This window comes from Collimonas arenae (assembly GCF_000786695.1).
GTDB lineage: Bacteria > Pseudomonadota > Gammaproteobacteria > Burkholderiales > Burkholderiaceae_D > Collimonas > Collimonas arenae_A.
Window position 1 is genome coordinate 1,361,500 of sequence record NZ_CP009962.1, and the last position, 12,114, is coordinate 1,373,613.

The following is a 12,114-nucleotide window of genomic DNA, read 5'->3' on the forward strand; positions in this document are numbered from 1 at the left end:
CCCTTGCAGGGCGCGCCCGGACTTGCAAGCCCGGGTCGTTCCGCAGGCAGACGACAGTGTCGTCCGAAACCCCTGCTACACCCTCCTAGCCGTACTGCTCGTACTGTCTTCGTCGGCGAGCCTAGCCAACTGTGTTCGCAACAGCCTCTAAGTCATCTCATGATTCATCGCCGCCTCAGTCAGGCTGATAGCCAGCTCGGGAGCGGCCTCCTTCCGTTCGCTGTACCTGCTGGTCAGGTATGCCGAGCGGTCGCGCACCAGCAGCGTAAATTTGTAAAGTTCTTCCATCACGTCGACCAGGCGTTCATAGTAAGGCGACGGCTTCATGCGGCCGTTGTCGTCGAATTCCTGATACGCCTTGGCGACCGAAGACTGGTTGGGAATGGTGACCATGCGCATCCAGCGTCCGAGGACACGCAGGCCGTTGACGGCGTTGAATGATTGCGAGCCGCCAGATACTTGCATTACTGCCAGCGTTCGGCCTTGGGTCGGGCGGGTGCTGCCAACTTCCAATGGAATCCAGTCGATCTGCGACTTGAACACGCCTGTGATCGCGCCATGTCGTTCGGGGCTGCACCAGACCTGGCCTTCCGACCATTCCGAGAGATGTCGTAATTCCTGCACTTTTGGATGGTCTGGCGTACAGCTGTCAACCATCGGCAAACCGTGCGGATCGAATACGCGTGTTTCGGCGCCGAAATGCTGCAAGATGCGCTCGGCTTCCAGTGTGAGGAAGCGGCTGTACGACTTCTCGCGCAGAGAGCCGTATAGCAGCAAGATGCGCGGGGCATGTGTCGATGTTGTCGGCGTGTCCAGTTTTTGCAGCGTCGGCATATCCAGATGCGGTGCGCTGATGTTGGGCAGATTGTTGAGTTTGCTAGTCATTGCTCTTTATCCTTTTTCCATTGGCGTCAATCACCGCTTCGCCATCTTCTTTGGTGAAAGCACCCAACTGTGGCAAGGGCAGAATGTCCAGCACGAGCTCGGATGGTCGGCATAGCCGCACGCCGATTGGCGTTACGACGAATGGACGGTTGATCAGAATCGGATTGGCAAGCATGGCGTCGAGCAGTTCGTCGTCGCTCAGCGACGGATCGTCCAGTTTGAGCTCGGCAAAAGGCGTGCCTTTTTCGCGCATTGCAGCGCGCACCGTCAGGCCCGCCAACTGAATGATCTGACGCAAGTCAGCGCGGCTGGGCGGCGTTTGCAAGTACTCGATGATGTGCGGTTCTATTCCCGTATTGCGGATCAGGGCGAGGGTATTACGGGATGTCCCGCAAGCCGGATTGTGATAAATCTTGATTTCCATGATGGGAGCCCTCTTTGTTTGGTGTGAATAACCATTTGAACAGGATCGCGGCGGCCGCAGCGCCGAGCAGCTGCGCGACGATAAAGCCCGGCACGTCTTGCGGCCGGATGCCAGCAAACGTATCCGATGCGGCGCGGGCCAAGGTGACGGCCGGGTTGGCGAACGATGTCGACGATGTGAACCAGTAGGCTGCGGTGATGTAGGCGCCTACGGCAAATGGCGTGTATGCCGGCCGGTTGCGAGAGCAACTGATGATGACAGCCAGCAGGCCGAAGGTGGCGATGAACTCGCTCCACCACTGGGCAGGTCCGCTGCGCGCATGGTGTGAAGCAAAGAAGGCCGCATCGCCGAACATGCCGTGCGCCGCAGCGACGCCGGAAAAAGCTCCCGCGATCTGGACCGCGATATAAAGTAACGCCAGCTTCCCCGGAATGTGTCCGAGCCACATTTCGCTCAAGGTCACGACCGGGTTGAAATGCGCGCCCGAGATCGGCGCAAATGTCAGGATGAGCGCGACCAGACCGGCGCCGGTCGCTAGGGTGTTTGCCAATAGCGCTATGGCGACGTTGCCTGCCGCCAGCCGTTCTCCCATGATGCCGGAGCCGACGACGATCGCTAGCAGAAATGCCGTACCGAGGAATTCACCTGTTAATTGACGAGACTGTGTCATATCGACGTATGTTCAAGTTTTCCTGATTGCGGATGTGCTTCAGGTAGAAGTCGCGACAGTCACGCAGGCCGGGGTGCAAACCGGCGTGCATGGATTGCCGCCGCAGCAGTTCTCGGTCAGGAACTGGATCAATCCGTTCATCGCAGTGAAATTGGCGACATAGAGGATGGAGCGGCCGTTTTTTTCGGATGTAATCAAACCGGCATGCGCAAGCTCCTTCAAATGAAAAGAGAGGGATGATGGAGCAATGCCGAGGTTTTCGGCGATCTGCGTAGGAACCAGGCCCTCAGGTCCTGCTTGTACCAAAAGGCGAAAGGTTTGCAGGCGCGATTCCTGGGCAAGGGCGGCAAGGGCGATAACGGCGGATTTGTTTTCCATGATGCTTGCATATTAGTGGAAACATTAAATTAATTCAATAATTATCGAAATATGGAATTGTTTGTGTAAGGAAATCGAATCTGCGCCGATGGTCACGGCAGGTTTACATGCTGTACGTGTTGTTGTTTGGCAAAGTCCAGTCATAATGACCGACTTGGTGTTTGCCAGCCAAAAGAATAGGTAGTCATCACATTGCATTTGATCCGGCCCCTGTTGTATTGGGCGCGCTCGTTAATAACCGCCTTCATTCACTTAGTTACTAATCGATATGAAATTGTCTTCCAAAGGCCTCGCCCTCATCGGTTCTCTGCTGGTTGTGCAACCGCCAGCGATTCAAGCGCAAACTCCCGCGAAAACGGCAGGAAGCTATGAACTGCCGCCATTGCCCCTGCAAGCTGTGGTGGATGCGCCGCTGCCGCCGCAGCTGTCTGTCAGTCCGCACCGCGATTTGCTGGCGTTGACGCAGACGCCGTCATTGCCGGGCATCGACGCTGTCGCACAGCCGGAGCTGAAACTGGCCGGCCTGCGGATTAACCCGCGCACTTATGCGCAGAGCCGCTTTTCATTTGGCAACGATTTGTTTTTGATGGAGATCGCCAGCGGCAAGGAAATCCGTTTGCAGGGATTGCCGCAACCGTTGTCGATCGCCAGCTCAAGCTGGTCGCCGGACCAACGCTATATCGCTTTCAATCAGGTCGATGCCAAGACCGGCACTAACGAGCTATGGCTGGTCGATGTTGCTGCGCGCCGTGCGCGGCGGCTGACTGCAAAGCCGTTGAATACGGTCGCTGGTAACGGTTATCGCTGGATGCCCGATAGCCGGCAACTGCTGGTGCAATTGCGTGCCGACGAGTCTGCTACAGCGCCGGTTGCGGATGGTATTCCACGCGGCCCCAATGTACAGATGACGCAGCCGGGCGCTGGCGTGAAGAGCAATCCTACTTTTCAGGATCTGTTGAAGAACGAGAATGACGCGCTCACCCTTGAGCATTATTTGCGCGCGCAGGCGGCGCTGATCGATCTGGACGGCAAGCTCGTCAAATTGGGCGAGCCGTCGCTGACGCTGGGGCTGGAACCGTCGCCTGACAGCCGTTACGTGCTGCGCCAGCGTATCGAACGGCCATTTTCCTATCAGGTTCCGGTGACCAGTTTTCCACGCCGGATTGAGGTGCTGGATCGCAACGGCAAGCTGGTGAAGCAGATTGCCAGCCTGCCGCTGGTCGAGGGGCTGCCAACTGGTAACGATGCGGTGCCGGTCGGCGTACGTCGTATCGATTGGCGAAACGATGCGCCTGCGACTCTGGTCTGGGCGGAGGCGCAGGACGGCGGCGATCCTGCACGCAAGGTCGAGACGCGCGATCTGGTGCTGATGCAGGCGGCGCCATTCGAGCAGGCGCCGATCACACTGGCGCGCCTGAATTCGCGTTATGCAGGCATCTCTTGGGGTAACGGCGAACTGGCGCTGCTCAACGAGTTCTGGTGGAAGACGCGCCAGGTCAAGGAGTGGCGCATCGCGCCGGATCATCCCGATCGTCCGCCGCAATTGATTCGCGAAGCGTCTTCTGAAGATCGTTACAAGGACCCAGGCCGGCCAGTCATGGTGCGTGATGAACACGGCGAGGCACGTTTGCTGATTGGCGCTGATGGCGATAGCATTTTCCGGATCGGCAGCGGTGCATCTCCAGAGGGTGACCGGCCGTTTCTGGATAAGGTCAGTTTGCAGACGCGGCAGGCCACACGGCTGTTCCATTCGCAAGCGCCGTACTACGAAGCGCCGCAAATTCTACTGGACGATAACGGCCAGCGATTGCTGACGTCGCGCGAATCGCCGACCGAGCCCGGTAATTTCTTCGTGCGCGACCTGAGCGCAGACGTACAGTCGACGCCGCGCGCACTGACGCATTTCCCGCATCCGACGCCGCAGCTTGACGGCGTGAGCAAGCAATTGATCCGCTATAAGCGCAAGGACGGCGTTGAGCTCACCGGTACGCTGTTCCTGCCGCCGAACTACGACGCCAAGCGCGATGGCCCGCTGCCGATGCTGATGTGGGCTTATCCGGCTGAATTCAAATCTGCGGAAGCGGCCAGCCAGACCACCGATTCGCCGTATCGCTTCAACCGCATCGGCTTCTGGCGGCCGCAGGCTTTCCTGGCCATGGGCTACGCGGTATTCGATGAATTTTCAGTGCCGATTGTCGGTGAGGGAAGCAAGGAACCGAACGACACCTATGTAGCGCAACTGGTCGCCAGCGCCGAGGCGGCGGTGGATGAAGTCGTGCGGCTGGGCGTCGCCGACCGTGATCGCATCGCGGTCGGCGGCCATTCCTACGGCGCCTTCATGACTGCCAACCTGCTGGCGCATACCCGCCTGTTCAAGGCCGGCATCGCCCGCAGCGGCGCCTATAACCGCACGCTTACGCCTTTCGGTTTCCAGGCCGAGGAACGCAATTTTTGGCAGGCGAAAGACGTGTATGAAGCCATGTCGCCTTTCAACTATGCCGACCAGATCAAAGATGCCTTGCTGATGATCCATGGCGAACAGGATAATAATCCTGGTACGTTCCCGGTGCAGAGCGAGCGCATGTATGCTGCGATCAAGGGGCTGGGAGGGACTGCGCGGCTGGTGATGCTACCGAACGAAGCACACGCCTATCGTGCGCGTGAGTCGATCATGCAGATGCTGGCGGAATCGAACCGCTGGCTGGAAACGTATATCGGACCGGGCAAGCCGGCTGCGAAACCTTGAACGCTACTGCCATAAAAAACCGGGTGCCTGGCACCCGGTTTTTTTATGCTGCGCTGGTCAGTGTAGTGAATCAGCTAGCTTGTTGTCATCCATGCTGCGCCCCAGCACCACCCAGAAAATGCATAAGGACAGCAGGCCCGCCACGAAATAGACCGAGACGTCGAGATAGTTGCCACCGATTTTGAGTGGGATTAGCGGTGCATCGGTAGTGCAGATCATATTGGCGGCGAACATGCCGACGTAATGCATGCTGCACACCGCCAGCGCCATCACCAGCGCCGCTACAATCCGGTGCAGTAGCTGGGTCAAGTTAAAGGCAAGCCATAGCGCTGCGCTTGCCGCGACAATGGCGATCACCAACGAGATGAACACTGTGGTGAGATTCAAAGACATAGTGGCGCGCAGGTTCATTGCATACATGCCCATGTAATGCATGACGCAAACGCCGACGCCGGCCAGCAGGCTACCGGCCAGCCAGCCGGAGACCTTGAACTTGCCATGGCTACCGGCCAGGTACAGCGCAATGCCGGAAATGACGATGGCGGCCACCAGCGATGCCGCGGTAAGCCAGACGTCATAGGAAATCGGCACGGCCAGGCGGTAGGCTTGCATGGCAAGAAAATGCATCGACCAGATGCCGATGCCGCCCAGCGAAGCTGCGGCGCAAACCGTCATGCCCAGGTCCAGCGTGCCGTCCTTGCGGAACATGGATTTAGCGCATTGCAGAGCCAGCAAAGCGCCCCAGAATGAAATCAGATATGACAGCAATACCAGCGCGGCATCATATCTGGGCGTTAATAACTGGCCTAGCAATGGATCCATGGTTTTCTCCCTGTTTGAATATAAGCGGCAATCGACGCGATAACGCGCCTGTTGCCAATGTTTTTTGCAACAATATTGCTTTGGACGCGAGTCAAATGCATAACGCAGTGGCGTATATCTCTACCCGGATAATTGTTTCCACCACGAAACAATATAGAGTTTAAATTTCCTGCTGGCAATGCTGCCGGAAGAATAATTTGGTAACGTAATGTTGGGGAGCGATGGCGAGCCGAAAGGGGGCGGCGAGTCGAGTATGTGCTGCAGCCGCTGTGCTCAAATACACACGGCCCAAAGGGGCGAAAGCGACAAATCTACAACCTGGCGCGCCAGTATGGGTACAATGTGCGGTTCATTCATCCAATTGCCTGCGTGTCGACTCTGCCGCAGGTCTTTCTTTTTCTGGTCTCATCCAAATTATGGCTGTCATTTCTATCTCCAATGCGCAACTCGCATTTGGTCACGTCGCGTTGCTGGACCACGCGGAGTTTTCCATCGAATCCGGGGAGCGCGTCGGCCTGATCGGCCGCAACGGCACCGGTAAGTCGTCTCTGCTGAAAACCATTGCCGGCGTCTCCAAACTGGACGATGGCCTGATGGTGATGCAGCAGGGGATCAAGATCGCCTATGTCGACCAGGAGCCGCATTTTGAATCCGATATGTCGGTATTCGACGCTGTCGCCGCCGGCATGGGCGAAATGCAAGCCTTGCTCAACGAATACGATGCGCTGACCGGCCAGTTCGGTGGCGACAACGACGACGCCATCATGGAGCGCATGCACGAGATTCAAAGCAAGCTCGATGCAGCCGATGCCTGGAGCCTGACCAACAAGGTCGAGACGACCTTGGACCGCTTGAACCTGGATAAAGATTTGCTGATGGGGCAGCTCTCCGGCGGTATGCAAAAGCGTGTGGCGCTGGCTTGCGCGCTGGTCAGCACGCCCGATGTCTTGCTGCTCGATGAGCCGACCAACCATCTGGATTTCAGTTCGATCATGTGGCTCGAAGGTTTGCTGCGCGACTACAAGGGCAGCGTGCTGTTCATTACCCATGACCGCAGCTTCCTGGATAACGTCGCCACGCGCATCATCGAACTGGACCGCGGTCGCATCCTGTCGTTCCCGGGTAATTTCACGGCTTACCAGGTACGCAAGGCCGAGCAGCTGGAAAACGAAGAAGTCGAGAACGCCAAGTTCGACAAATTCCTGGCGCAGGAAGAAATCTGGATTCGCAAAGGCGTGCAAGCGCGCCGTACCCGCGACGAAGGCCGTGTCCGGCGTCTCGAAGCTTTACGCCTGGCGCGCAGTGCGCGCCGTGAACAACAAGGCCAGGTCAAGCTGGACGTCTCGTCCGGTGAACGTTCCGGCAAGATCGTCGCCGAGCTGACGGATGTCAACAAGGCTTACGGCGACAAGGTGATCGTCAACAATTTCACCGCTACCATCCTGCGCGGCGACAAGGTTGGCCTGATCGGCCAGAACGGCGCCGGCAAGACCACCTTGCTCAAGCTGATTCTCGGCGTCGACCAGCCGGACAGCGGCACAGTCAAACAGGGTACCAAACTGCAGATTGCATACTTCGACCAGATGCGCGCGCAGTTGAACGAAGACGCCAGCTTGGCCGACACCATCGCGCCGGGTAGCGACTGGGTCGAGATCAACGGCCAGCGCAAGCATGTGATGACGTATCTGAACGACTTCCTGTTTGCGCCGGAACGCGCCCGCTCGCCAGTCAAGTCACTGTCAGGCGGCGAACGTAACCGCCTGCTGCTGGCGCGCTTGTTCGCCAAGCCGGCCAACGTGCTGGTGCTGGATGAACCGACCAACGATCTGGACATCGACACTCTGGAATTGCTGGAAGAACTGCTGGAAGATTACAACGGCACCGTGTTCCTGGTCAGCCATGACCGCACCTTCCTTGATAATGTCGTCACCCAGGTGATTGCCGCTGAAGGCGATGGCATGTGGCGTGAATACGTCGGCGGCTACACCGATTGGGAGCGCGTTCGTCCTAGCCAGTCGGCTGTGATCGCCAAGGCCAAGAGTGACGCCAAAGTGGAAGTGAAGGCAGCGGAGCCGGCGCTTGTCGTGGCCAAGCAGAAAAAACTCAGCTACAAGGAGCAGCGCGAGCTGGAAGAGTTGCCAGCCCTGATCGCCAAGTTGGAAGCGGAGCAGAAGACCATTACCAGCCAGCTGGAAGATCCGGATCTGTACAAGCAAAAGCCGGATGAAGTGAAACGGTTGAATGAGCGGTTCGCGGAAATCGACGGCTTGCTGCTGGAGAGCCTGGAAAAGTGGGAAGTGATCGAGGCGCGTAGCAAGGGCTAACACACCAACACGGGATGATCAGGCAATGAGCGAAGAATATACGTTTCCAGTGATTCAAACCGAGCGCCTGTTGCTGCGCGAGACGGTTGAGCAAGACGCTGACGATATTTTTGCCATGCACGGCGATCCTGAGTTGATGCGCTGGTTCGGCACCGATCCGCTGCCGGACCTCGATGCCGCGCGCGGCCTGATCAGGAAATTCGCCAGTTGGCGCCTGGACGAAAACCCCGGTACGCGCTGGGGCATTCAGACCCGGCAACATGCCCGGCTGCTTGGCACCTGCGGCTTGTTCCGGTGGAATCCTGCCTGGCGCAAATGCATGATCGGCTATGAGCTGGCAGTGCATGCGCAGAAGCAGGGCTTCATGCGAGAAACCCTGTCTGCTGTCATGAGCTGGGGTTTTAAGCATATGGAACTCAACCGCATCGAGGCGATGGTCCATCCCGATAATCTTGCATCTTTGAAGTTGTTACGCGAACTCGGGTTTGTCGACGAAGGACGTTCACGTCAGGCCGGATACTGGCAGGGCCAGTATCACGACATGCTGCAACTGTCGCTATTACGCAGCGAGTGGCCGGCCAACGATCTCAAGTAATGCGAGATGTAACGCATTTTTTAATTCAAGCGCCGGCTCGCCTCACGCAATTCGATGACTTGCTGCTGCAAGGCTGGCGCATCTGCTGCATGTGGCCGTTGCGCCAGATAATATTCCAGGTCTTCCAGAGCCGCTTGCGGACAATCCAGTTGTGCAAACGCCAATCCGCGGTCGCGCCTTTCGACAGCATCGCTCGGCAGTAAAATCAAAATCCTTTGTTGCACTTCCAGTAGCCGTTGCCAATGATTTCCTTGCTGGTAGATCGCTTTCAGATTGCGTAGCACGCGCACCAGGATGTCGTGCGGATGGGCTACCTGCAGATAGTTGATCAGCGATAGCCGGCTGGCGGCGCGCTCTTCATTGGTGGCAGTCGGCAGGTAAGGCTCCAGCCGCTCTTCCAGCTCTTCGCGCGACAGGCTGGTGCCGTTGGCGGGATCGATCATGATGTCGCCGGATGGCACGGTGAGTTTCATCAGGAAATGGCCAGGGAATGAAACGCCTTGTACTGGCAAGCCGACTTGCTGCGCCAGCTCCATATAGACCAGCGCCAGCGAGATGGGAATCCCGCGGCGCTTGGCGATGACGCGGTGAAGATAGCTGTTGTCGGTATCGTAATAATGATTGACGTTGATCGCGAATCCCAGCTCTTCATAGAAGAAATGATTCAGCGAACGCAATTTCTGAATTGCGGTGGCGTCCGTCGCCAGGCGCTGGCGCAAGGTGTTGGCCATCCGGTCGAGTTCGTTCTGCGGGGCGTCGAAATCCAGCTTGGGATAGACATCCTGCGCTATCGCCAGCGCCGCCTCGAACAAGAGAACGTCGCTGGCTTGCTGCACCAGCGCGCTAAAATATTCCAGAGATGTGATCGTCATAGTCTCTATCCTAGCAAACTATTTTCGCAGATGCGATTATCTCGGTGAGTTAACGCGCAATCCGTTTGAAATCCTGGAAGCGGAATCCCATGGCAAGTAATGCTCCAAAGTAAGTCGTACCGCAAGCCGCCATCACGGCGAACAGGGCGCCGATCCGCATCAGCGAGCTGGTATGCGCGCCGGTCCAGTCGAATTGCTGGGAACCCCAGAGGGCCACGCCAGCCATCAGGAACAGGGCGCCAAGCAGGCGCAGGAAATAGCGGACCCAGCCCTTTTCGGGTTTGTAGATGCCGCGCCGCATCAGGCTCCACAGCAGGAAGCCAGCGTTGAGGCAGGCGCCGATACTGATCGAAAGCGCCAGCCCGGCCACAGCAAAGATCGGTACGAATACATAGTTCATCAACTGGGTGGCGATCAGGACGCCGACGGCGATCTTGACCGGCGTGCGGATGTCTTGTTTTGCGTAAAACCCCGGCGCCAGGATCTTCACCACGATCAAGCCGATCAGGCCGACGCCATAGGCGATCAGGACCTGGCTGGTGACGGCTACCGAGGCAGCGTCGAATTTTCCGTGCTGGAACAGGGTCGAGGTCAGTGGCACCGACAAGGTCGCCAGTCCGACTGCGGACGGTAGCGCCAGCAGAAAGGTCAGGCGCAAGCCCCAGTCCAGCAACGATGAGTACTCGTGCAGGTCTTTGTCGGCGTTGGCTTTCGATAGGCTCGGCAGCAAAATAGTGCCCAACGCTACGCCGAGCAAGGCCGTGGGAAATTCCATCAGGCGGTCACCGTAGGTCAGCAGGGACACGCTGCCATGGCCCAGGCGCGAGGCGATATTGGTATTGATCAACAGGCTGATTTGCGCCGCTGATACGGCAAATACGGCTGGTCCCATTTTCTTGAGCACCCGCTGCACACCGAGATCGCGCAAGCCGACCGCCGGGTTCAGAGCAATCCGCGGCAGCATGCCGACCTTGATCAGCGCAGGTATCTGGATCGCTACCTGCAATATGCCCCCGACCAGCACTGCAAATGCCATGGCATAGATCGGATGTTGCATATAGGGCGCAACGAACAGCGAGGCGACGATGAAAGCCAGGTTCAGCAAGACAGAGGTGAAGGCAGGGATCTTGAATTCATGCCAGGTATTCAGCACGCCGCCGGCCAAGGCCACGAACGACATGAAACCGATATAGGGAAACATGACCCGCGTCATGAAGATCGACGCGCCGAGCACATCTTTATTGTCGCCAAGGCCTGGGGCAATGAAATAGACCAGCGCCGGCGTGGCGAGAATGCCAATGATGCAGGTAAGCAGCATGGCCCACGTCAGTACAGTTGCCACATGGTCGACCAGTTCCTTGGTCGCAGCTTCGCCCTTTTGGTTCTTGTATTCGCCCAGAATCGGTACGAAGGCTTGCGAAAACGCACCTTCGGCAAATAGCCGGCGCAGCAGGTTGGGAATGCGGAAGGCGATGGCGAAGGCATCGGTATAACCGTCAGCGCCGAAAGCGCGTGCGTACAAAATTTCGCGAATCAGCCCCGTCACACGCGACACCATGGTCATGCCAGAGACGGTGGCAAGCGTTTTATGCAAGTTCATGGAGCGGCATTATAGCTGGGGCGGACCGACTGCCGCAGCTTTCTGGGGATGTAGAACAGGTCAGGATTTTTTGTCATATTTGCCGTAGTGCTATTCTCCATGCGTTTATATATGAGCTGCTGCCGATAAAAGCCATGTGTGATGCAGTCGCCGCCGGAACGTTCCTCAGTCAGGCGCAATATTGGCTTGCCATTCTGGTATGTTTGTTTTCTTGCGACAGAATTGCCTCGGAAGCAAGAGATATTTGCCTGTTTCTTAAAAACTGGTTATAATCCGTGGCTTTACAGAATTCTGCGCCGCGGTCAGGTTTGCCGCGTAAGCATTCCCGACCTCGTTTTAGGAAATATAAATGGCAAATACCGCACAAGCACGTAAGCGTGCTCGTCAAGCAGTTCAGCAAAACCTGCACAACTCCAGTCAGCGTTCGACCCTGCGCACAGCGATCAAAGCTGCTCGCAAGGCAATCGATGCTGGTGGCGACAAAGCTGCAGCAGCGCTGGTACTGCAAAAATCCGTTTCGGTTATTGACCGTATCGCGGACAAAAAGATCATCCACAAGAACAAGGCTGCACGCCACAAGAGCCGTTTGAACGCTGCTCTGAAAGCGCTGGCTGCTTAATTAGTATTTATCCGTCGGCTTGCCGGCGGTGATTTTACTATTTACTAGCTTGTTGTTGGATTAAGAAAAACCCTGCATAAGATCGCTTATGCAGGGTTTTTCTGTTTTATTTTTAATTATTTAATTATTATGCTTATCAGCGCGGCAACTGCGCCGCCGCGCCGTTTTCAAGACCTTAG

At 57.1% G+C, this 12,114-nt stretch carries 11 protein-coding genes; 4 read left to right on the plus strand and 7 right to left on the minus strand.

What is annotated here, in order from left to right; genetic code table 11:
* Positions 1 to 147 precede the first annotated feature (147 nt).
* From arsH to LT85_RS06145, 4 genes are read right to left on the minus strand one after another with little or no spacing between them, the layout of a single operon-like run.
* On the minus strand, positions 148 to 885 hold the full coding sequence (gene arsH / locus LT85_RS06130) for an arsenical resistance protein ArsH (RefSeq protein ID WP_038486554.1): 738 nt from the start codon (positions 883 to 885) through the stop codon (positions 148 to 150).
* Positions 878 to 1,309 carry an arsenate reductase (glutaredoxin) gene (gene arsC, locus LT85_RS06135; RefSeq protein ID WP_038486556.1) on the minus strand — a complete coding sequence of 144 codons (432 nt, stop codon included), beginning with the start codon at positions 1,307 to 1,309 and terminating at the stop codon, positions 878 to 880. Before arsC ends, arsH begins: the two co-directional genes overlap by 8 nt.
* Complete coding sequence (locus tag LT85_RS06140) at positions 1,263 to 1,979, minus strand: MIP/aquaporin family protein (RefSeq protein WP_038486558.1); 717 nt, start codon at positions 1,977 to 1,979, stop codon at positions 1,263 to 1,265. The genes arsC and LT85_RS06140 overlap by 47 nt, the downstream gene beginning before the upstream one ends.
* Before the next feature lie 39 nt (positions 1,980 to 2,018).
* A complete protein-coding gene (locus tag LT85_RS06145; protein WP_038486560.1) occupies positions 2,019 to 2,357 on the minus strand; it encodes an ArsR/SmtB family transcription factor in 339 nt (112 codons plus the stop codon).
* Between the two features lie 268 nt (positions 2,358 to 2,625).
* Between LT85_RS06145 and LT85_RS06150 the strand changes: the two genes are divergently transcribed.
* Positions 2,626 to 5,103 (plus strand): S9 family peptidase, encoded by a 2,478-nt coding sequence (locus tag LT85_RS06150; RefSeq protein WP_052134769.1) that lies wholly within the window; start codon positions 2,626 to 2,628, stop codon positions 5,101 to 5,103.
* 57 nt (positions 5,104 to 5,160) lie between these two features.
* Here LT85_RS06150 and LT85_RS06155 read toward each other — a convergent pair whose 3' ends face one another.
* Positions 5,161 to 5,925: an MHYT domain-containing protein gene (locus tag LT85_RS06155; protein WP_038486562.1), complete on the minus strand. Its 765-nt coding sequence runs from the start codon at positions 5,923 to 5,925 to the stop codon at positions 5,161 to 5,163.
* Between the two features lie 416 nt (positions 5,926 to 6,341).
* On the opposite strand from LT85_RS06155, the gene LT85_RS06160 reads away from it, so the two are divergent.
* Together LT85_RS06160 and LT85_RS06165 are read left to right on the plus strand one after the other, a co-directional pair.
* Entirely contained in the window at positions 6,342 to 8,249 is a 1,908-nt protein-coding gene (locus tag LT85_RS06160; RefSeq protein WP_038486563.1) for an ATP-binding cassette domain-containing protein, read from the plus strand.
* 25 nt (positions 8,250 to 8,274) lie between these two features.
* The gene (locus tag LT85_RS06165) at positions 8,275 to 8,844 is read left to right on the plus strand and encodes a GNAT family N-acetyltransferase (RefSeq protein WP_038486565.1); all 570 of its coding nucleotides are present in this window, start codon (positions 8,275 to 8,277) and stop codon (positions 8,842 to 8,844) included.
* Between the two features lie 20 nt (positions 8,845 to 8,864).
* On the opposite strand, the gene LT85_RS06170 is transcribed toward LT85_RS06165, so the two are convergent.
* Both LT85_RS06170 and murJ read right to left on the minus strand, forming a co-directional pair.
* Complete coding sequence (locus LT85_RS06170; protein ID WP_038486568.1) at positions 8,865 to 9,716, minus strand: SirB1 family protein; 852 nt, start codon at positions 9,714 to 9,716, stop codon at positions 8,865 to 8,867.
* A 49-nt stretch (positions 9,717 to 9,765) separates the two neighbouring features.
* Positions 9,766 to 11,316 carry a murein biosynthesis integral membrane protein MurJ gene (gene murJ / locus LT85_RS06175; protein WP_038486570.1) on the minus strand — a complete coding sequence of 517 codons (1,551 nt, stop codon included), beginning with the start codon at positions 11,314 to 11,316 and terminating at the stop codon, positions 9,766 to 9,768.
* Between the two features lie 349 nt (positions 11,317 to 11,665).
* Between murJ and rpsT the strand changes: the two genes are divergently transcribed.
* Positions 11,666 to 11,935 (plus strand): 30S ribosomal protein S20, encoded by a 270-nt coding sequence (gene rpsT / locus LT85_RS06185; RefSeq protein ID WP_038486574.1) that lies wholly within the window; start codon positions 11,666 to 11,668, stop codon positions 11,933 to 11,935.
* Positions 11,936 to 12,114 lie beyond the last annotated feature (179 nt).

Coding starts and splice junctions, on each gene's coding strand:
- LT85_RS06155 (WP_038486562.1), bottom strand. CDS start 5,925: ATGGATCCATTGCTAGGCCAGTTATTAACGCCCAGATATGATGCCGCG.
- LT85_RS06160 (WP_038486563.1), top strand. CDS start 6,342: ATGGCTGTCATTTCTATCTCCAATGCGCAACTCGCATTTGGTCACGTC.
- arsH (WP_038486554.1), bottom strand. CDS start 885: ATGACTAGCAAACTCAACAATCTGCCCAACATCAGCGCACCGCATCTG.
- LT85_RS06140 (WP_038486558.1), bottom strand. CDS start 1,979: ATGACACAGTCTCGTCAATTAACAGGTGAATTCCTCGGTACGGCATTT.
- LT85_RS06145 (WP_038486560.1), bottom strand. CDS start 2,357: ATGGAAAACAAATCCGCCGTTATCGCCCTTGCCGCCCTTGCCCAGGAA.
- rpsT (WP_038486574.1), top strand. CDS start 11,666: ATGGCAAATACCGCACAAGCACGTAAGCGTGCTCGTCAAGCAGTTCAG.
- arsC (WP_038486556.1), bottom strand. CDS start 1,309: ATGGAAATCAAGATTTATCACAATCCGGCTTGCGGGACATCCCGTAAT.
- LT85_RS06170 (WP_038486568.1), bottom strand. CDS start 9,716: ATGACGATCACATCTCTGGAATATTTTAGCGCGCTGGTGCAGCAAGCC.
- LT85_RS06150 (WP_052134769.1), top strand. CDS start 2,626: ATGAAATTGTCTTCCAAAGGCCTCGCCCTCATCGGTTCTCTGCTGGTT.
- LT85_RS06165 (WP_038486565.1), top strand. CDS start 8,275: ATGAGCGAAGAATATACGTTTCCAGTGATTCAAACCGAGCGCCTGTTG.
- murJ (WP_038486570.1), bottom strand. CDS start 11,316: ATGAACTTGCATAAAACGCTTGCCACCGTCTCTGGCATGACCATGGTG.